The sequence below is a fragment of the Streptomyces monomycini genome (assembly GCF_022271435.1).
GTDB lineage: Bacteria > Actinomycetota > Actinomycetes > Streptomycetales > Streptomycetaceae > Streptomyces > Streptomyces monomycini.
Map to the genome: position 1 here is coordinate 53,181 of NZ_JAFIQY010000040.1, position 19,224 is coordinate 72,404.

Consider the following 19,224-nt stretch of genomic DNA (forward strand, 5'->3'; position numbering starts at 1 on the left):
GTCAGGTGACGGTCGGGGCCGGCGACGGACCCGTCAGCCCGCGCTCGGCACGCCAGCCGTCGACGATCGCCGCCTGGAGGCCGAACATCTCGGCCTTCTCCGAAGGCTCCTCGTGGTCGTACCCGAGCAGGTGCAGGACGCCGTGCACGGTCAGCAGCTGGAGCTCCTCGTCCATGCTGTGCCCGGTCGGCGCCTCCTCCCCCTGCTTCTTGGCGACCTCCGGGCAGAGCACGATGTCACCGAGGAGCCCCTGCGGGGGCTCCTCGTCGTCCTTGGCCGGCGGACGCAGCTCGTCCATCGGGAAGGACATGACATCGGTCGGACCCGGCAGGTCCATCCACTGGAGGTGGAGCTGTTCCATGGCGTCGGCGTCGACGACGATGACCGACAGCTCGGAAAGCGGGTGGATACGCATCCGGGCCACGGCGTAGCGGGCGACGTCCAGGATCGCCTGCTCGTCGATGTCCGTTCCGGACTCGTTGTTGACGTCGATCGACATGTGGTGCTGCTTCTCGTTTCTCAGGTGCGCCGGCCGTTGTGGCTGTTCTGGCCGTTCTGGCTGTCGTACTTCTCGTACGCATCGACAATACGGCCGACGAGCTTGTGCCGGACGACGTCCTGGCTGCTGAGCCGCGAGAAGTGCACGTCGTCCAGTCCCTCCAGGATCTCCTGGACCTGCCGCAGCCCGCTCTTCGTACCGCCCGGGAGGTCGATCTGCGTGACGTCACCGGTGATGACGATCTTCGAGTCGAACCCGAGGCGGGTGAGGAACATCTTCATCTGCTCGGGGCTGGTGTTCTGCGCCTCGTCGAGGATGATGAAGGCGTCATTAAGCGTACGTCCCCGCATATATGCGAGCGGCGCCACCTCGATCGTCCCCGCCGCCATCAGCCGCGGGATCGAGTCCGGGTCGAGCATGTCGTGCAGGGCGTCGTACAGCGGGCGCAGATACGGGTCGATCTTCTCGTAGAGGGTGCCGGGGAGGAAGCCCAGGCGTTCGCCGGCCTCGACGGCGGGGCGGGTCAGGATGATGCGGTTGACCTGCTTGGACTGCAGGGCCTGGACCGCCTTGGCCATGGCGAGGTAGGTCTTGCCCGTGCCGGCGGGACCGATGCCGAAGACGACCGTGTGGTGGTCGATGGCGTCGACGTAGCGCTTCTGGTTCAGGGTCTTGGGTCGGATGGTGCGGCCGCGGTTGGAGAGGATGTTCTGGGTGAGCACCTCGGCGGGGGTCTCGCTCGTCGCGCCCTCGCCGTCCGCCGCCGAGCGCAGCATGGCGATGGAGCGTTCCACCCCGTCCTCGGTCATCGGCTGGCCGGTGCGCAGCACCAGCATCATCTCGTCGAAGAGGCGCTGGACGAGGGCGACTTCCGCGGGGTCGCCGGTCGCCCGGATCTCGTTGCCCCGGACATGGATGTCGGTGGCCGGGAAGGCGTTCTCGATGACCCGCAGCAGGGCGTCTCCGGACCCCAGGACCGTCACCATCGGGTGCTTGGCGGGGACGGTGAACTGGGCGTGCGCCTGCGGTCGTGTAGGTGTCTGAGTCATGGGCCGGCTCTCTGGCCTGCTCATCCCCCATTCGTTGCGCTGCAAAGACGGTGCCCGGCAGCTCGGCTCCTTGGGACACCCAGGGTACGACGGTGCACTGACAAGCCCGAAGCCTTTTCCGGCGTTCTCCTGTTCTCGTGTTCCTCCGGTGACGGAGTGCGCACGGGCGCGCGTTCCGCGGTTGGCCGGCCGTTCACGCGGGGCGCGCGGCACCGCCGCACGCGGGCTCTCACGCGGGGCGGCGGAAGCCGAGCGTCGGGAGGGCGCGGGCCAGCGGCCAGGTGCGGTCCGCGGTGGGCAGCAGGGCGTCCAGGAAGGCGTAGCGGCGGCGCAGCGCGGCCGCGTCCTGGGCGCAGGCCGCCGAGGTGGCGCAGCCGTCCGGGGGGCGTCCGTACGCCTCCGCCCGCACGACGCGCTGCCACCAGGCGGCGATCTCCACCCAGCCCGGCGCGGACAGCGAGCCGCCGAATTCCTGTACGGAGAGGGCGGCGGTCAGTCCGGCGAAGGCGAGCCGGTCGGCCAGCGGCCAGCCGGCCAGTGAGCCGGTGACGAAGCCCGCCACGAAGACGTCGCCGGCGCCGGTCGGGTCCATGGCCTCCACCGCGATGGCGGGCACCTCGGCGGTCTCGCCGGTGCGCCCGTCGACCGCGTACGCGCCCTCGGCGCCCAGGGTGACCACGGCGATCGGCACCCGGTCGGCCAGCTTGCGCGCGGCGGCGCGCGGGCAGTCCAGGCGGGTGTAGCGCATGGCCTCCTCCGCGTTAGGCAGGAAGGCCTCGCAGTGCTCCAGTTCGGCGAGGTCGGCCGGGTCCCAGCGGCCGGAGTCGTCCCAGCCCACGTCGGCGAAGACGCGGCTGCCGCGGCGGGCCGCGCAGCCGAGCCAGCCCTCGGGGCGGCCCGGCTCCAGCGAGGCGACACAGGCCCGGGACGGCGGCGGGCAGCCCGGCGCGTGCTTGCCGTCGAAGGCGGTGCGGGCGGGGCCGCTGGGCGCTTCGTGGCCGTGCGAGACCATGGTGCGCTCGCCCTCGTACGCCATGGAGACGGTGACGGGTGAGTGCCAGCCCGCGACGGTGCGGGACAGCGACAGGTCGACGTGTTCGCCGCGCTCCAGCGCCTCCCAGCAGTACTCGCCGTACATGTCGTCGCCGAAGGCCGCGGCGAGCGAGGTGCGCAGGCCGAGGCGGGCCAGCGCGGTGGCCATGTTGGCGACGCCGCCGGGGCTGGAGCCCATGCCGCGGGCCCAGGACTCCGTGCCGCGTACCGGGGCGGAGTCCAGGCCGGTGAAGATGATGTCCAGGAAGACCGTGCCGGTGAGGTACACGTCGGTGGCCGGATCGCCTCCGGTCCGTACGGCGGCCAGGGGGTCGAGCGCGGGCGCGGGGCCCGGCGGGACGTGACCGGCCGGGCCGTTGCCCGGGGTCCGCTGGACATCGTGTGCGCTCACCGTGCCTGCCCCTCTCATCCGTGCGCGTGACGCCAGTCTGCCCGATGCTGGGGTACGTTCCGGCCCATGAGGCTCACGATTTTGGGCGGCGGGGGTTTCCGGGTACCGCTCGTGCACCGCGCGCTCCTGGACGATCCCGCGCAGGCCGTCACCGAAGTGACCCTGTACGACACCGATCAGCGGCGGGTGGCCGTCATCGCCTCCGTGCTGGCCCGGCAGGCCGAGCGGCGGGCCGGGCCGGGCCGGCCGTCCCCCGTCCGCGTACGGGTCGCCGCGTCGCTCGACGACGCGCTGCGCGGCACCGACTTCGTCTTCTCCGCGATCCGCGTCGGCGGCACCGCGGGGCGGATCGCGGACGAGCGGATTCCGCTGGACGCGGGGGTGCTGGGGCAGGAGACGGTGGGGGCGGGCGGTGTGCTGTACGGGCTGCGCACGGTGCCCGTCGCGCTGCACATCGCGGAGCGGGTGGCGGCGCTGGCGCCGGACGCCTGGGTCGTCAACTTCACCAATCCGGCCGGGATCGTCACCGAGGCGATGGCGCAGGTGCTGGGCGATCGGGTGATCGGTATCTGTGACTCGCCGGTCGGGCTGGTGCGGCGCGCCGCGCGCGCGGCGGGCGCCGATCCGGACCGGGTGACGTACGACTACGTGGGTCTCAACCACCTGGGCTGGCTGCGCTCGTTGACCGCGGAGGACGGCACGGACCTGCTGAAGGGCCTGCTGTCGGATGCCGATGCGCTCACCTCGTTCGAGGAGGGCAAGCTGTTCGGAGCCGACTGGCTGCGCGCGCTGGGCTCCATCCCCAACGAGTACCTGCACTACTACTACTTCCGCCGCGAGACGCTCGCCTCCGTACGGAACACGTCAGAAACCCGTGGAGAGTTCCTGGACCAGCAGCAGGGCGGCTTCTTCGAGGCGGCCTCCGGCGTCTCGCCCGAGGAGGCGTACGCGCTCTGGGAGCGCACCCGGCAGGAGCGCGAGGAGACGTACATGGCCCACAGCCGGGAGGCGTCCGGCGGCTGGGAGCGCGACACCTGTGACATGGAGGAGGGCGGCGGCTACGACCAGGTGGCGCTGGCCGTCATGCGTGCGGTCTCGGGTGACCGGCACGCGCGTCTCATCCTGAACGTGCGCAACGGCACGACCGTGCCGCAGCTCGCGCCCGAGGCGATCATCGAGACGGTGTGCGAGGTGGACGCGGACGGCGCGCGGCCGCTGCCGTGCGCGCCCCTGCGCGAGGATCAGCTGGGGCTGATGCTCCAGGTCAAGGCCGTCGAGCTGGCGACGGTCGAGGCGGCGGAGTTCAAGGACCGGGACGCGGCGCTGCGCGCGATGGCGCTGCATCCGCTGGTGGATTCCCCGGCGGTGGCCGCCCGCATCCTGGAGCGGGCGGCCACGGACTGACCCGGCGGCCACGGGCTGACCGGGCGGGGGCTCAGTGCCCCCGCTTCACCCACTCGTCCAGGTGCGGCGCCTCGGCGCCGATCGTCGTCCCGTCGCCGTGTCCGGTACGGACCTCGGTCCGCGGGGGCAGCGTCAGCAGCCGGTCCCGGATCGAGCCGACGATGGTCGGGAAGTCGGAGAACGACCGGCCGGTGGCGCCGGGGCCGCCCTGGAAGAGGGTGTCGCCGGTGAAGACCGTGCCGTGTTCCCCCAGGTCCGGTGCGTACAGGCAGACCGCGCCCGGCGCGTGGCCGGGGGTGTGCAGCACGGTCAGGTCGACGCCGGCGATGGTGAGCACCTGACCGTCCGCCAGTGCCTCCTCCGGTGCCCGGCCCGGGTGGGTCTGCTGCCAGAGCGGCAGGTCGTCCGGGTGCAGGTGGACGGGGGCGCCGGTGCGGTCGGCGAGGGCCGGGGCCGCGTCGATGTGGTCGTTGTGCGCGTGGGTGCAGATGATGGCGCGCAGCGTACGGCCGTCGAGCGCGGCGAAGATCGCGTCGGCGTCGTGGGCGGCGTCGATGACGACGGCCTCGATGTCGTCGCCGACGATCCACACGTTGTTGTCGACGTCCCAGGTGCCGCCGTCGAGCGCGAAGGTGCCGGACGTGACGAGGTGGTCGACGCGGGCCGCCATCAGAGCGTCACCACCGAACGCAGCACGTCGCCCTGGTGCATCCGCTCGAACGCCTGCTCGATGCCGTCGATGCCGATGGTCTCCGTGACGAAGCCCGCCAGGTCGATCCGGCCCTGCTGGTGCAGGTCGACCAGCATCGGGAAGTCGCGGGACGGCAGGCAGTCGCCGTACCAGGACGACTTCAGCGCGCCGCCCCGGCCGAACACGTCCAGCAGCGGCAGCTCCAGCTTCATCTCCGGCGTCGGCACGCCGACCAGGACCACCGTGCCGGCCAGGTCGCGGGCGTAGAACGCCTGCCGGTAGGTCTCCGGGCGGCCCACCGCGTCGATCACCACGTCGGCGCCGAAGCCGCCGGTCAGCTCGCGGATCGCCTCGACGGGGTCGGCGGCGCGCGAGTTCACGGTGTGGGTGGCGCCCATCGTCTTGGCCATGGAGAGCTTGCGGTCCTCCACGTCCACGGCGATGATCCGCGCCGCGCCGGCCAGCCGGGCGCCGGCGATCGCCGCGTCACCCACGCCGCCGCAGCCGATCACCGCGACGGTGTCGCCGCGGCTCACGGCGCCCGTGTTGATCGCCGCGCCGATGCCGGCCATCACGCCGCAGCCCAGCAGCCCGGCCACGGCGGGCGACACCTCGGGATCGACCTTGGTGCACTGTCCGGCCGCGACCAGCGTCTTGTCGGCGAACGCGCCGATGCCGAGGGCGGGGGTCAGCTCCGTGCCGTCCTTCAGCGTCATCTTCTGCCGCGCGTTGTGGGTGTCGAAACAGTACTGCGGCCGTCCGCGCTTGCAGGCGCGGCACTTGCCGCACACCGCACGCCAGTTGAGGATGACGAAGTCCCCGGGCTCGACGTCGGTCACGCCCGCCCCGACGGACTCCACGACGCCCGCCGCCTCGTGCCCGAGCAGGAACGGGAACTCGTCGTTGATCCCGCCCTGCTTGTAGTGCAGGTCCGTGTGGCACACCCCGCACGCCTGCACCTTCACCACGGCCTCGCCCGGTCCGGGATCCGGCACCAGGATGGTCTCCAGCCGCACCGGCTCGTTCTTCCCCGGCGCGATGACGCCGCGCACTTCCTGTGCCATCGGGACAGCTCCCTCCAAAGATCACGTACGGGATGAATACGGTACGCGTCCCCGGCGCCGGAAGCGCCGGTGCGTGGGTGCTCCGGGCGGTCACGGGGCGCCGCTCACCACCGCGGCACCCGGGGTGTCACCCACCCCGGGCCGGCGGCCCGCATCGCCGCCGCGTCGTCGCGGTCGCGGAACGTGCCGTCGTCGGCCAGCCAGCGCGCGTGCAGGGCCGCCAAACGGTCACGGTCGAGCGTGACGCCGAGGCCCGGGGCGTCGGACACCGGCAGTGCGCCGTCGGTGAAGGCGAGGCGTTCGGTGAGGACGTCCTCCGTCTGCCAGGGGTAGTGGGTGTCGCAGGCGTAGCGCAGGTCGGGGACGGTCGCGGCGACGTGGTTCATGGCGGCGAGGCTGATGCCGAGGTGGGTGTTGGAGTGCATGGACAGGCCGACGCCGAAGGCGCGGCAGATCGCGGCGAGTTCACGGGTGTTGCGCAGGCCGCCCCAGTAGTGGTGGTCGGAGAGGACGACCTGGACGGCGTTCCGGGTGAACGCTTCCCGGATCTCGGCGAAGGTGGTCACGCACATGTTCGTGGCGAGCGGAAGAGACGTACGGGAGGCGACCTCGGCCATGTGGGCGGTGGTGGCGGCGGGGTCCTCCAGGTACTCGAGGACGTCCTGGAGCTCGTGGGCGACCTTCAGCGACGTCGGAACGCTCCATGCGCCGTTCGGGTCCAGGCGCAGCGGGTGGCCGGGGAAGGCGGCGGCCAGCGCCCGGACTGCGGCGGTCTCCTGCGCGGGCTCGAAGACGCCGCCCTTGAGCTTGAAGGAGCGGAAGCCGTACGTGTCACGGAAGCGGCGGGCCTGGGCGACGATGCCGGGCGGGTCGAGGGCCGCGCCCCAGTCGTCGGGTTCGCCGCGGCCGCCGGGGTGTGCGGCCCAGCGGTAGAAGAGATAGGCGCTGTAGTCGACACGGTCGCGGACCTTGCCGCCGAGCAGGGCGTGGACGGGCAGGCCGGTGAGCCGCCCCCAGGCGTCCAGGCAGGCGACCTCGAAGCCGGAGAGGACGGAGAGCCGCAGCTTGTCGGCGGTCTGCACACCGCGCAGGCCGCCCGCGGTGACCGCACCGGCCCCGGTGGCCGCCGGGGAGTCGCCGCACACCTCGGCGGCCAGACGCGGCAGTACGTTCAGGTCCGTGACCGGGCGGCCGATCAGCGCGTCGGCCAGCGGACCCGCCAGGTCGAGGTACTTCGTGTCCCCGTAGGTCTCGCCGAGGCCGGTCGCCCCGCCCGCCGTGGTCACCTCGACGATCAGGCGGGGCGTGTAGGGCTGGTGGACGCCCTGGGTGTTCAGCAGGGGCGGGTCGGCCACGAGGACCGGGGTGAGCCGGATGGCGGTGATGGTGGTGGGAGCGGCCGGCGCCGGGGGCGCCTCTGTCTGCGTATGTAGACGTGATCCGTCCATGAGGACGGAGAGTAGGGAGGCGGGTCCTCGGGCGTCAATGGGGGCTCGCGCAAGTCCGGCGGGGAGATGGCGAGTTGGGTGCGGCACCGGCGGTGCGGTTCCGGCGGACGCGGCTCCGGTGGGCGGTTCCGGCGGACGGCTCCGGCGGGCGCGGCTACGCGTCGCGGGGCGTCTGTGTGCGGTACGAGTGCCCCAGCTCCGGCCCGAGTCCGAAGTAGTGGCGGAAGTTGTAGACGAGCGGGCTCCAGGCGGCGGGGTCGATGTGGTCGGTGCCGGGGACGACGATGCGGGGATCGGCGTGGACCACGCTCACGACGGTCTCGACGAGGACGAAGTCGCCGGAGACGTCCGGCCGCACCCGTTCGGCGCGGGCCTCCATCTGGAGCGGGCACTCGGCGACGCGGGGCGGCCGTACCGAGCGGGACGGTACGGCGGTGAGCCCGGCAGCGCCGAACTTGTCCGGCTCGTAGCGGCAGCCGGCGGGCTTGCCCGGCGGCACCGGGTCGCGGCCGGTGAGCGGCGCCAGCCGCTCCACCGCGGGCCACAGCCCGGGGCCCGGCAGGCTGAGCACCAGCCCGGGCCGGCTGCCGAGGTTGTGCGCGGTCTGCCCTTCGCGGCCGAGTCCGAGGACGACGGTCCGGCCGAGTGCCCAGACGGAGGAGAGGGGAGCGAGGTTGAACGTTCCGTCCTCGTTCTCCGTGGACACCAGGACCACCGGTGTCCCGAAGTACAGGACGCTGGGCGCTATCTCCAGGTGGGTGGCGGCGGGCGCGGCGGCAGGGGGTGCGGTGTTCATGGCGGGGAGCCTAGGAGCCGGTCGTTTCGGTGCGGACCGAAGCGTCAGCACGCCCGGCACTGGTCCATTCGGGCCAGCCTTTGCCAATCGTTGAATCTTCGCGCGTAGATGTCCGTGTAAACGCTCTGTTAAACCTAGGTGGCCCCCACCGGTCCACCTAGGAGCAGCACATGCGCCACCCTCTCCTCTCCCGTCGCGGTGTCCGTCTCGGTGCCGCGGCCGCCACAGCGGTCGTCGCCGGTACCGCGGCGTTCGGCGTCGGCCAGGCCACCGCCGAGCACTCCGTACCGCGTACGGACAAGGAGATCCCCAACCTCACCCAGGTGCAGGACAAGATCAAGGCGTACTACGGCGACACGGTGACCGCGGACGGGCAGCACTACGCCTCGCCGCGCAGCAACTACGCCAAGCAGGTGCGCGGCATCACGGACTCGGCCCGGCGCTACCTCGACAAGGTCGCCAAGGACGCCGGCAAGCACCACCACGGCAAGAAGCCCGCCATCGTCCTGGACATGGACGACACCACGCTGCTCACCTACAACTACGAGCTCCAGGTCGGTTTCCACCACACCGAGGCGGCCCAGGACAAGTACCTGGCGAGCACCGACATGGAAGCGGTCTACGGCATGGACCGCCTCGTCAACCGGGCGCACCGCCAGGGCATCGAGGTCTTCTTCGTCACCGGCCGCAAGGAGGCGCAGCGCGAGTGGAGCGTGCGCAACCTCAAGAACGTCGGTTACGGCGTTCCGCTCGACCGCGCGCACGTCTACCTCAAGGACAAGAAGAACCCGCCGGCCTACCTGCCGTGCGGCGCGAAGTGCTCGACGGTCGAGTACAAGGCGGGCACCCGTAAGCACATCGAGTCGCGCGGCTACAACATCGTCGCCAACTTCGGCGACCAGTACAGCGACCTGAACGGCGGCTACGGCGACAAGACGTTCAAGCTGCCGAACCCGATGTACTTCCTGCCCTGACCCGGCACGGCCCCCGGGCCGGGAAGCTCCTCAGGTGCGCTTGGGCACCGGGACGCGCATCAGGTCGCGGGCGATGGTGAGTTCGCCCGCGAAACCGGCCGCCCGTGCCTGCCGCTCGAACTCCGAAGGGTCCGAGTAGCGCTGCGAGAAGTGGGTGAGGACCAGGTGGCGCACGCCCGCGCCGGCCGCGGCGCGCGCCGCCTGGCCCGCCGTCAGGTGCCCGTGGTCGGCGGCCAGCCGCTCGTCCTCGTCGAGGAACGTCGACTCGATGACCAGCAGGTCGCAGCCCTCGGCGAGGGCGTGCACCCCGTCGCACAGCCGGGTGTCCATGACGAAGGCGAAGCGCTGGCCCCGCCGTACCTCGCTGACGTCGTCGAGGGCGACGCCGTTCAGCTCGCCCTCGCGCTGGAGCCGGCCGACGTCCGGCCCGGTGATGCCGTGCGCGGCGAGCCGCTCCGGCAGTATCCGGCGCCCGTCCGGCTCGACGAGGCGGTAGCCGAACGACTCGACCGGGTGGGAGAGCTTGCGCGCCTCCAGGACGTACGACGGGGTACGGGCCAGCACCCCGTCGGCGGCCACCGGCTCCTCGCCCAGCCGTACCGTCTCGCGGTAGGCGGTGGCGTACCGCAGCCGGTCGAAGAAGCGCTGCCCGCTCGCCGGGTAGTGCGCGGTGACCGGATGCGGCACCCGGTCGAGATTGATGCGCTGGATGACGCCGGCGAGCCCCAGCGAGTGGTCACCGTGGAAGTGGGTGACGCAGATCCGGTGCAGGTCGTGCGCGGCGACCCCGGCCCGCAGCATCTGCCGCTGGGTGCCCTCACCGGGGTCGAACATGATGCCCTCGCCGTCCCAGCGCAGCACGTAACCGTTGTGGTTACGGTGCCGGGTGGGCACCTGGCTGGCGGTGCCGAGGACGACGAACTCGCGGACGGACACGGTGCTGCGGCTCCTTCGCCCCGGTCAGACCAGGTGCTGGAGGTCGCGGCCGCCCAGCACGTGCGCATGGGCGTGGAAGACGGTCTGGCCCGCGCCCGGGCCGGTGTTGAAGATGATCCGGTAGCCGGTCGCGTCGACCTTCTCGTCGGCGGCCACCGCGGCGGCCTCGCTCAGCACCTCACCGGCGATCCGCGGCTCGGCGGCGGCCAGCTCCCCGGCGTTCGCGTAGTGCACCTTGGGGATGACCAGCACATGGGTCGGCGCCTGTGGGCTGATGTCCCGGAAGGCGACGGTCGTCTCGGTCTCCCGCACGATCGTCGCGGGCACCTCGCCTGCCACGATCTTGCAGAACAGGCAGTCGGCCTGCGGTTCTCCCGCCACCGGTGGGCTCCTCCCGGGTCGCCGGCCGGCACGCGGCGGCCCCGTCCGTCCGGAGCCGGGCCGCCCGTACCGCGCCGTGTCACATCACCATCACGTCTACGGGACCGGATGTTACCGGGCCGCCCGTGGGCGGTGGTGCGGCGGCCGGGCCGGTGACGGGAGGAGCCCGGGGCGGCGCGCCGGACGGTGGTCAGTGTTCGGCGGCCCAGGTCTGCTTCTGGCCGTCGTTTCCGTCGTGATTGCTGCCGCCGTCGTGGTCGCTGCCGCCGTCGTAGTTGCCGCCGCCGTCGTGGCCGTTGTCGTGCTGGCCGTCGTGGTCGTGCGAGTCGTCCGAGCAGGTTTCGCTGGGCGACGGGTCCGGGTCCGGGTCCGGGTCGGGGTCCGGATCCGACGGCTGAGCCGTGACCGTGACCGTGACGGGCGGTGTGTACGGCGGCTCGTGGGACGTGTGGCCGCTGCTGGGCGGCTGGACGGTGCGGGTGACGGTCGGGCGCGGGGTGCCGGTCGGCTCGTCCTGGTCGCAGTTGCCGAGCACGCCCACCTTGAAGACGACCTGCCCGGCGACCCGTGCGGTCAGCCGCCCGCGCACGCAGCGGCCGTCGACCTCGGAGGTGACCCGGCCGGTGATGGTGATCTTGCTGCCCCGGGCGGTCTGGCCCTGGCAGTCGACGGTGACGACGGTGTGGCGGGACGCCGTGGCGGTGGCGTTGCCGGTGGCCTGCTGGTCCCGCGGCACGGTCGCCGTACAGCTCAGCCAGCTCACGTTCACACCGATGCGCTCCAGCGCCACGGTCCCCGCCTGATCGGTGGTGTAAGCGATCGACGAGGTGTTCAGTCCGCCGGCCGGCTCACAGGCGGACACCGCGACGACCGCCGCGCCCGCGGCGCCCACCGTCGCGAGCAGCCGGCCGCGCCGGGTCGATCCGGCCCGGGACCTGCCGGTCCGGGCGAGCCGCGTCCGTACGTCTCGTAAGCGCCCCATGGACCCCATGCCCGGCAGCGTCCCACCACGGCCCCCCGACCAACAGTCCCGGCTCGGCCAGTGTGCGCCACCGCCCGTACGGGCCGCCTCGTGCCGCCTGTCCGGGTGTCGCCGTACGCCGTGCCGGAATCACTAAGCTGATCCACACAGCCCGCCATCACCCCACGACCAGGAGTCATCCATCATGGCAACGACCCGCACCGCGCAGACCCACTGGGAAGGCAACCTGCTGGAGGGCAAGGGCAGCGTCGCCCTGGCCTCCTCCAACGTCGGCACCTTCGACGTGAACTGGCCGGCCCGCGCCGAGCAGCCGAACGGCGTCACCAGCCCCGAGGAGCTGATCGCGGCGGCCCACTCGTCCTGCTACTCGATGGCCTTCTCGCACGGCCTGGCCGGCCAGGGCTACACCGTCGCCGCGCTGGACACCAAGGCCGACGTGACCTTCCAGCCGGGCGAGGGCATCACCGGCATCGTGCTGACCGTGAAGGCCAGCGTGCCCGGCCTGTCCGAAGAGGACTTCCAGGCCGCGGCCGAGGACGCGAAGAAGAACTGCCCGGTGAGCCAGGCGCTGGCCGGCGTCAAGAACATCACCCTCCACGCCGAGCTGGTCTGATCCGGCGGCAGCAGTGAGCGGCGGGGCCGCGGCGTCACGCGCGCCGCGGCCCCGCCGTCGTCCGTCGTCTCATCCGCGCCAGGGGCCCGGGTCAGCTCCAGCGGCCGGTACGGCCCAGCAGCAGCGCGGTGGCCGCCGTACCCGCCGTCGACGTCCGCAGTACGCTCCACCCGAGCCGGTACGCCTTGGCGCCCGCCTCCTCGAAGGCCGCCAACTCCTCCGGTGACACGCCCCCTTCGGGCCCGACCACGAGCACGATCCGTCCGCTCGACGGCAGTTCGGCGGCGGCCAGCGGGGCGCTGCCCGCGTCGCGGTCCTCGTGCAGTACGGCGGCGAACTCCGCCTCCGCGAGGAGCGCCGCGACCTGCTTCGTCGACATCGGGTCGGCGACCTCGGGGAAGCGCAGCCGGCGCGCCTGCTTGCCCGCCTCGCGGGCGGTGTTGCGCCACTTGGCGAGGGACTTCGCGGCCCGCTCGCTCTTCCACTGCGTGATGCACCGGGACGCGGCCCACGGGACGATGGCGTCCACACCGGTCTCCGTCATGGTCTCCACGGCCAGTTCGCCGCGGTCGCCCTTGGGGAGTGCCTGGACGACGGTGATGCGCGGCTTCGGCTCCGGCTCGGTCTGCGTACCGGTCACCTCGACGACGAGGCGGTCCTTGCCCTCGGCGGCCCGCACCACGCCCACCGCGCCGCTGCCCTGCCCGTCCGTCAGCACCACGGGTTCCCCCGCACGGAGCCGCCGTACGGAGACCGCGTGCCGCCCTTCGGGCCCGTCCAGCACGGTCTCTCCCGTGCCCGGGACGCTCTCGACGAGGAACACCGGCGCCGTCACAGCACACCTCCCGGCTCACCCGGGAGCCCCGGACCGGCCTGATAGCTCTCCTGCGCGCCGGACCCGCGCACGTCGTCCCGGCCCGACCCGGCGCGTGCCGCCTCCAGTTCGGCCACCAGCACCTCGACCAGCTGCCCGGCCGGCATCTCCCGCGCCATCCGGTGCCCCTGGCCCGCCCACAGGGCCATGCCCTGTGCGTCGCCGGTCTTGGCGGCGGCCTTGCGCAGGCCCGAGGTCAGGTGGTGGACGGCCGGGTAGGCGGCCGGGGCGTACGGGCCGTGCTCACGCAGGAAACGGTTCACCAGGCCGCGGGCCGGGCGCCCGGAGAAGGCCCGGGTCAGCTCCGTACGCGTGAACAGGGGGTTGGTCATCGCCTGCTTGTGCAGCGGGTCGGCGCCGGACTCCGGGGTGACCAGGAAGGCCGTACCGAGCTGCGCCATCGAGGCGCCCGCCGCCAGCACCGCGGCGATCTGCGAGCCGCGCATCAGCCCGCCCGCCGCGATGATCGGTATCTGCACGGCCTCCCGCACCTGCGCGATCAGCGACAGCAGTCCGACACCGGCGCCGGTGCCGTCGGCCTGCGGGTCGTCGCGGTGGGTGCCCTGGTGGCCGCCGGCCTCGACGCCCTGCACACAGACCGCGTCGGCGCCGGACCACTGCGCGGCCTGCGCCTCGGCCGCCGTGGTGGCGGTCACGATCGTGTACGTACCGACCTTGGCGAACCCGTCGAGGACCGCGCGGGACGGACACCCGAAGTGGAAGGAGACGACCGGCACCGGGTCCTCGCGCAGGATGGCGAGCTTCGCCTCGTACCCGTCGTCGACGCCTTCGTACGGGTCGACGTCGTCCAGCGCGGTCTCGTACCAGGCCGACTCGCCCGCGAGCTGCTCCCGGTAGACCTCGACGGCCGCGTTCTCGGCGAGCGAGGGCTGCGGCATGAAGAGGTTCACGCCGAAGGGGCGGTCGGTGAGCCCGCGCAGCTGTTTGATCTCCTGATACATGCCGTCCGCGGTCTTGTACCCGGCGGCCAGGAAGCCGAGTCCGCCGGCGCCGCTGACGGCGGCGGCCAGCTCCGGGCGGGCGACGCCGCCTGCCATGGGGGCCTGCGCGATCGGATAGCGGCAGAGATCGGTCAGCGCTGTGGGCATGACCACATCGTGTCACGCCGCACGCGAGGCCCCGAACCGGGCCCGGACCCACCAAGATCAAACACGTCCGGCCATCAGGGCAGTTCGGGCAGGGGCCGGGGGCTTCGGGGCAGCGGACGGCGAACGGCGGCCGGGCTCCCGCCCGACCGCCGCCGTATGCCGTATGGGGGTCACCGCCCGTTGAAGGCGTCCTTCAACCGCGAGAACAACCCCTGCTGCCCCGGCTGACAGTACCTGCCCGGGGGACAACCCCCGGGCCCCCGGCACACCGACGCCTACCGCCCGTTGAAAGCGTCCTTCAACCGCGAGAACAGACCCTGCTGCCCCGGCTGGAACTGCCCTGTCGGGCGTTCCTCGCCACGGAGCTTCGCGAGGCGCCGCAACAGCTCCTCCTGCTCCGCGTCCAGCTTGGACGGCGTGATGACCTCGACGTGCACGATGAGGTCGCCGCGCCCGTTGCCGCGCAGGTGCGTGACGCCGCGGCCGTGCAGCGGGATCGACTGGCCGGACTGGGTGCCGGGCCGGATGTCGATCTCCTCCATGCCGTCCAGCGTCTCCAGCGGGCACTTGGTGCCCAGCGCCGCCGCCGTCATCGGGATGGTGACCGTGCAGTGCAGGTCGTCGCCGCGCCGCTGGAACGTCGGGTGCGCCAGTTCGTGGATCTCCACGTACAGGTCGCCGGCCGGGCCGCCGCCGGGGCCGACCTCGCCCTCGCCCGCGAGCTGGATGCGGGTGCCGTTGTCCACACCGGCCGGGATCTTGACCGTCAGCGTGCGGCGCGAGCGGATGCGGCCGTCGCCGGCGCACTCCGGGCACGGGGTCGGCACGACCGTACCGAAGCCCTGGCACTGCGGGCACGGCCGCGAGGTCATGACCTGGCCCAGGAAGGACCGGGTGACCTGCGAGACCTCACCGCGGCCGCGGCACATGTCACAGGTCTGCGCCGAGGTGCCCGGCGCCGCGCCCTCGCCCGAACAGGTCGTACAGACGACGGCGGTGTCCACCTGGATGTCCTTGGTGGTCCCGAAGGCCGCCTCGTCCAGTTCGACGTCCAGCCGGATCATGGCGTCCTGGCCGCGCCGCGTACGGGACCGCGGTCCGCGCTGCGACGCCGTGCCGAAGAACGCGTCCATGATGTCGGAGAAGTTGCCGAAGCCCGCGCCGAAGCCGCCGGCCCCGCCGCCGCCACCCGCCTGCGAGAGGGGGTCGCCGCCGAGGTCGTAGACCTGCTTCTTCTGCGGGTCCGACAGCACCTCGTAAGCGGCGTTGATCTCCTTGAACCGCTCCTGGGTCTTCGGATCGGGGTTCACATCCGGGTGCAGCTCGCGGGCCAGCCGCCGGAAAGCCTTCTTGATCTCGTCCTGCGAGGCATCGCGTCGTACGCCCAGGACCGCGTAATAGTCCGTGGCCACTTACGACTCCGCGAGGATCTGTCCGACGTAACGTGCCACTGCGCGTACCGCTCCCATCGTTCCGGGGTAGTCCATGCGGGTCGGTCCGACCACGCCGAGTTTGGCGACTGCCTCGTCGCCCGAACCGTAGCCGACCGCGACGACCGATGTGGACGTCAGGCCCTCATGGGCATTCTCATGCCCGATGCGTACGGTCATGCCGGAGTCCTTGGCCTCCCCCAGCAGTTTGAGGAGCACCACCTGCTCCTCCAGTGCCTCCAGCACCGGCCGGATGGTCAGTGGGAAATCGTGCCCGAAGCGCGTGAGATTGGCGGTACCGCCGATCATCAGCCGCTCCTCGGTCTCCTCCACCAGAGTCTCCAGCAACACCGACAGGACTGTCGAGACCGTGCCCCGGTCCTCCTGCTCGAAGGACTCCGGGAGGTCCTGCACGAGCTGCGGCACGTCCGTGAACCGCCGCCCCACCACGCGGCTGTTCAGCCGCGCCCGCAGGTCCGCCAAGGAGGTCTCGCCGAACGGCGCCGGGCAGTCCACCATGCGCTGCTCGACCCGGCCGGTGTCCGTGATCAGTACCAGCATCAGCCGGGCCGGCGCCAGCGACAGCAGCTCCACGTGCCGCACCGTGGACCGGGTCAGCGACGGGTACTGCACGACGGCGACCTGCCGCGTCAGCTGCGCCAGCAGCCGTACCGTACGGCCCACCACGTCGTCCAGGTCGACGGCGCCGTCCAGGAAGTTCTGGATGGCGCGCCGCTCGGGGCTGGAAAGCGGCTTGACGCCGGCCAGCTTGTCGACGAAGAGGCGGTAGCCCTTGTCCGTCGGGATGCGCCCGGCGCTCGTGTGCGGCTGGGCGATGAAGCCCTCGTCCTCCAGCGCGGCCATGTCGTTGCGGACCGTGGCGGGTGAGACACCGAGCTGGTGCCGCTGGGTGAGCGCCTTGGAGCCGACCGGCTCCTCGGTCCCGACATAGTCCTGGACGATGGCGCGCAGCACTTCGAGTCTGCGTTCACTGAGCATCGCGCACACCTCCAGTCCGGCCGTGTCACCGGCGCGCGGCCGGGTTCTTCCGGGTCGTCTTCCCTGGCACTCATCAGGGCCGAGTGCCAGACCCTGACCAAGTGTACGGCCGGGTCGCACGGGCAGGGCAAGGGCGGCGGTACCCCGGTCGTGCTCCGGGGTCCCGCGAAATGCGTACCCCGGGCACCGGCGGGCACTCGGAATCCCCCGGTCCGGCGGGCAACGCTATCGCGATACGGCTAGCGTCGCGGTATGCGTACGACTTGGGAAGAGGCCGGGTGGGAACGGCTCGGCACGGGCGTCGGGCGGCGCCGGATGCCCGGCTGGGACGAGACGGCCGGTGCCGTCGTCGGCTCGTCCGGCGTGCTGATCGTCGACACCGGCGCCACCCTCCGCGACGGCGCCGAGCTGCGCCGGCAACTGCGCGACATCGCGGGACGGAACGTGACACATGTCGCGCTGACCCATCCCCACTTCGATCATGTGCTGGGCACCGCGGCCTTCGCGGGCGTCCAGGTCTTCGGCGCGGCCGGGCTCGACGAGTTCCTGCCGCGCGCCCGGGACGACCTGCGGCGCGACGCGGTGTCGCACGGTGTGGACCCGGACGCCGCCGCGGAGGCCGCCGACCTCCTCGTCCGCCCGCACCACCTGGTCTCCGGCGAACGCACCGTCGACCTCGGCGACCGGCAGGTCGTGCTCGCCAACGTCGGCCCCGGCCACACCGCGCACGACCTGGTCGTCCTGGCCCCCGGCACGCACGGCTCGCCCCCGGTCGTCTTCTGCGGCGACCTGGTCGAGGAGTCCGGCGCGCCCCAGGCCGGACCGGACGCGATCCCCGGCCAGTGGCCGGCCGCCCTGGACCGGCTGCTGGCCCTCGGCGGCGAGGACGCGGTGTACGTGCCCGGGCACGGAGCTGTCGTGGATGCCCGATTCGTCCGTGACCAACGCGACGCGCTGAGCCGCCGCTTCGGCGTGTCGCGGCACTGACCGGCCATCCCTTCTTATCGTCTGTCCAATGCGCAGCAGAGAGTACGGCCCGGACCTCACCCCGCCGTGGAAGAAGCAGCAGCCGGCCCCCGAGGTCGAGGCCGAGCCGGACCTCGTCGTCGAGGAGGTGCTCACCGGGTTCTGCGGCGCGGTCGTCCGCTGCGAGAAGACCGCCGAAGGCCCGACCGTCACCCTCGAAGACCGCTTCGGCAAACACCGGGTCTTCCCGATGCCCCCGCGCGGCTTCCTCCTGGAGGGCAAGGCCGTCACCCTCGTACGGCCCACGGCCCGCCCCGCCACACGCGGCCCGGCCCGCACCGCCTCCGGCTCACTGGCCGTCCCCGGCGCCCGCGCACGGGTCGCCCGCGCCGGGCGGATCTACGTCGAGGGGCGCCACGACGCCGAACTGGTCGAACGCGTCTGGGGCGACGACCTGCGCATCGAGGGCGTCGTCGTCGAGTACCTGGAGGGTGTCGACGATCTCCCGGCCATCGTCCGCTCCTTCTCCCCCGGCCCGGACGCCCGCCTCGGCGTCCTCGTCGACCACCTCGTCCCCGGCTCGAAGGAGTCCCGCATCGCGGCCTCGGTCACGGACGAGAACGTCCTGGTCGTAGGCCACCCGTACATCGACATCTGGGAAGCGGTGAAACCGTCCGCGGTGGGCATCCGCGCCTGGCCGTCCGTCCCCCGAGGCCAGGACTGGAAGACCGGCGTGTGCCGGGCCTTGGGCTGGCCGGAGAACACGGGCGCGGCGTGGCAGCGGATCCTCGGCTCGGTCCACTCGTACAGGGATCTGGAGCCGGCGCTGCTGGGGCGGGTGGAGGAACTGATCGACTTTGTTACGGCACCGGACTGAGCGACTTCGGACCCGTTACGGGCGGGAGTGGGGTTTGGCGTCGGGGAGGGTTTGGAACTCGCTGGTGTCCAGCTCGACGCCGAGGAGGTCGAGCGGTACGGGGTCGCCGAACTTTGCGATGCGCTGCACGGCGTAATCGGCGTACTCACCGGTGCCGGCGGGCTCGGTGAGCAGGACACAGTGGGCCATGATCGGGTCGATGATCAGGTAGGCGGGGATCTTGCCGGCGGCGTAGATGCTGCGCTTGGTGCCGTAATCACGGTCGACGCTGGTCTTGGAGACGACTTCCACGAGCAGGGTGATCAGCTCGGTCGGCATGAGCCTCCCGGACTCCGGACCGGCGCCGCGCTCCAGAATCACAAGGTCGGGCTGAGGCTCACTGGCTTCTTCGAGGATTCCGACATCCTGGGTCTGGAGACGCTCCCAGCGCTCCCTCGGAATTTGGTCCTGGACGTCCTGGACGATCCGGTTGTGGACCATGTCAGGCCCGGCCATCATCACAATTTCCCCCCGCAGGAGTTCCGTCTTATATCCCTCGGGAACCTCAAGTTCCTCGAAGAACGCGACGAGGGGGTGAGTGGTCGGTCGGTCATCCACAGCCGTCATCTCCGTGGTCCTCCGCTTCACGCCGTCGCCCATGAGTACGACAGCAGGCTAGGGACCAGCGTAGGGCGATCCGCACGGGAAG

General features: G+C 72.0%; 20 protein-coding genes. 5 read left to right on the forward strand and 15 right to left on the reverse strand.

From position 1 onward, the window contains the following. Nucleotide 1: 1 nt before the first annotated feature. From ybeY to JXZ78_RS32305, 3 genes are all read right to left on the reverse strand, one after another. The gene (gene ybeY, locus JXZ78_RS32295; protein WP_030021976.1) at nt 2-499 is read right to left on the reverse strand and encodes an rRNA maturation RNase YbeY; all 498 of its coding nucleotides are present in this window, start codon (nt 497-499) and stop codon (nt 2-4) included. A gap of 20 nt (nt 500-519) precedes the next feature. Beyond that, nucleotides 520-1,548 carry a PhoH family protein gene (locus tag JXZ78_RS32300; protein WP_030021977.1) on the reverse strand — a complete coding sequence of 343 codons (1,029 nt, stop codon included), beginning with the start codon at nt 1,546-1,548 and terminating at the stop codon, nt 520-522. Nucleotides 1,549-1,777: 229 nt separating this feature from the next. Continuing rightward, nucleotides 1,778-3,010, reverse strand: coding sequence for a carbohydrate kinase family protein (locus JXZ78_RS32305; RefSeq protein WP_372498461.1), 1,233 nt, complete (start codon nt 3,008-3,010; stop codon nt 1,778-1,780). 48 nt (nt 3,011-3,058) lie between these two features. On the opposite strand from JXZ78_RS32305, the gene JXZ78_RS32310 reads away from it, so the two are divergent. Beyond that, entirely contained in the window at nt 3,059-4,396 is a 1,338-nt protein-coding gene (locus JXZ78_RS32310; RefSeq protein ID WP_030021979.1) for a family 4 glycosyl hydrolase, read from the forward strand. Nucleotides 4,397-4,427: 31 nt separating this feature from the next. Here the strand turns inward: JXZ78_RS32310 and JXZ78_RS32315 are convergent, their stop codons facing one another. The 4 genes from JXZ78_RS32315 to JXZ78_RS32330 all read right to left on the reverse strand — a co-directional run bounded on the left by JXZ78_RS32315 (nt 4,428) and on the right by JXZ78_RS32330 (nt 8,395). Then, nucleotides 4,428-5,066: an MBL fold metallo-hydrolase gene (locus tag JXZ78_RS32315; RefSeq protein ID WP_030021980.1), complete on the reverse strand. Its 639-nt coding sequence runs from the start codon at nt 5,064-5,066 to the stop codon at nt 4,428-4,430. Next, entirely contained in the window at nt 5,066-6,151 is a 1,086-nt protein-coding gene (locus JXZ78_RS32320) for an S-(hydroxymethyl)mycothiol dehydrogenase (protein WP_030021982.1), read from the reverse strand. The genes JXZ78_RS32315 and JXZ78_RS32320 overlap by 1 nt, the downstream gene beginning before the upstream one ends. A gap of 104 nt (nt 6,152-6,255) precedes the next feature. Continuing rightward, on the reverse strand, nt 6,256-7,599 hold the full coding sequence (locus tag JXZ78_RS32325; protein WP_050502727.1) for an enolase C-terminal domain-like protein: 1,344 nt from the start codon (nt 7,597-7,599) through the stop codon (nt 6,256-6,258). Nucleotides 7,600-7,753: 154 nt separating this feature from the next. Further along, a complete protein-coding gene (locus tag JXZ78_RS32330; RefSeq protein WP_030021984.1) occupies nt 7,754-8,395 on the reverse strand; it encodes a flavin reductase family protein in 642 nt (213 codons plus the stop codon). Nucleotides 8,396-8,565: 170 nt separating this feature from the next. Here JXZ78_RS32330 and JXZ78_RS32335 point away from each other — a divergent pair, with 170 nt between their 5' ends. Beyond that, entirely contained in the window at nt 8,566-9,369 is an 804-nt protein-coding gene (locus tag JXZ78_RS32335; protein ID WP_030021985.1) for an HAD family acid phosphatase, read from the forward strand. A gap of 30 nt (nt 9,370-9,399) precedes the next feature. Here JXZ78_RS32335 and JXZ78_RS32340 read toward each other — a convergent pair whose 3' ends face one another. The 3 genes from JXZ78_RS32340 to JXZ78_RS32350 form a co-directional block, all read right to left on the reverse strand. Beyond that, a complete protein-coding gene (locus JXZ78_RS32340; RefSeq protein WP_238783513.1) occupies nt 9,400-10,305 on the reverse strand; it encodes a ribonuclease Z in 906 nt (301 codons plus the stop codon). A gap of 24 nt (nt 10,306-10,329) precedes the next feature. Next, complete coding sequence (locus JXZ78_RS32345) at nt 10,330-10,686, reverse strand: histidine triad nucleotide-binding protein (protein WP_030021988.1); 357 nt, start codon at nt 10,684-10,686, stop codon at nt 10,330-10,332. Between the two features lie 190 nt (nt 10,687-10,876). Further along, entirely contained in the window at nt 10,877-11,668 is a 792-nt protein-coding gene (locus JXZ78_RS32350) for a hypothetical protein (RefSeq protein ID WP_208870191.1), read from the reverse strand. A 184-nt stretch (nt 11,669-11,852) separates the two neighbouring features. On the opposite strand from JXZ78_RS32350, the gene JXZ78_RS32355 reads away from it, so the two are divergent. Next, complete coding sequence (locus tag JXZ78_RS32355; protein WP_030021991.1) at nt 11,853-12,281, forward strand: OsmC family protein; 429 nt, start codon at nt 11,853-11,855, stop codon at nt 12,279-12,281. 91 nt (nt 12,282-12,372) lie between these two features. On the opposite strand, the gene JXZ78_RS32360 is transcribed toward JXZ78_RS32355, so the two are convergent. From JXZ78_RS32360 to hrcA, 4 genes are all read right to left on the reverse strand, one after another. After that, nucleotides 12,373-13,116, reverse strand: coding sequence for a 16S rRNA (uracil(1498)-N(3))-methyltransferase (locus tag JXZ78_RS32360; protein ID WP_030021992.1), 744 nt, complete (start codon nt 13,114-13,116; stop codon nt 12,373-12,375). After that, nucleotides 13,113-14,264: a nitronate monooxygenase gene (locus JXZ78_RS32365; protein WP_030021993.1), complete on the reverse strand. Its 1,152-nt coding sequence runs from the start codon at nt 14,262-14,264 to the stop codon at nt 13,113-13,115. The genes JXZ78_RS32360 and JXZ78_RS32365 overlap by 4 nt, the downstream gene beginning before the upstream one ends. Nucleotides 14,265-14,539: 275 nt before the next feature. Beyond that, a complete protein-coding gene (gene dnaJ, locus JXZ78_RS32370; RefSeq protein WP_030021994.1) occupies nt 14,540-15,676 on the reverse strand; it encodes a molecular chaperone DnaJ in 1,137 nt (378 codons plus the stop codon). Beyond that, a complete protein-coding gene (gene hrcA, locus JXZ78_RS32375) occupies nt 15,677-16,693 on the reverse strand; it encodes a heat-inducible transcriptional repressor HrcA (protein ID WP_030021995.1) in 1,017 nt (338 codons plus the stop codon). A gap of 252 nt (nt 16,694-16,945) precedes the next feature. On the opposite strand from hrcA, the gene JXZ78_RS32380 reads away from it, so the two are divergent. Both JXZ78_RS32380 and JXZ78_RS32385 read left to right on the forward strand, forming a co-directional pair. Then, a complete protein-coding gene (locus JXZ78_RS32380; RefSeq protein ID WP_030021996.1) occupies nt 16,946-17,680 on the forward strand; it encodes an MBL fold metallo-hydrolase in 735 nt (244 codons plus the stop codon). 28 nt (nt 17,681-17,708) lie between these two features. Then, complete coding sequence (locus tag JXZ78_RS32385; protein ID WP_030021997.1) at nt 17,709-18,536, forward strand: DUF3097 domain-containing protein; 828 nt, start codon at nt 17,709-17,711, stop codon at nt 18,534-18,536. A 15-nt stretch (nt 18,537-18,551) separates the two neighbouring features. On the opposite strand, the gene JXZ78_RS32390 is transcribed toward JXZ78_RS32385, so the two are convergent. Next, the gene (locus JXZ78_RS32390) at nt 18,552-19,142 is read right to left on the reverse strand and encodes a Uma2 family endonuclease (protein WP_030021998.1); all 591 of its coding nucleotides are present in this window, start codon (nt 19,140-19,142) and stop codon (nt 18,552-18,554) included. Nucleotides 19,143-19,224: the final 82 nt, after the last annotated feature.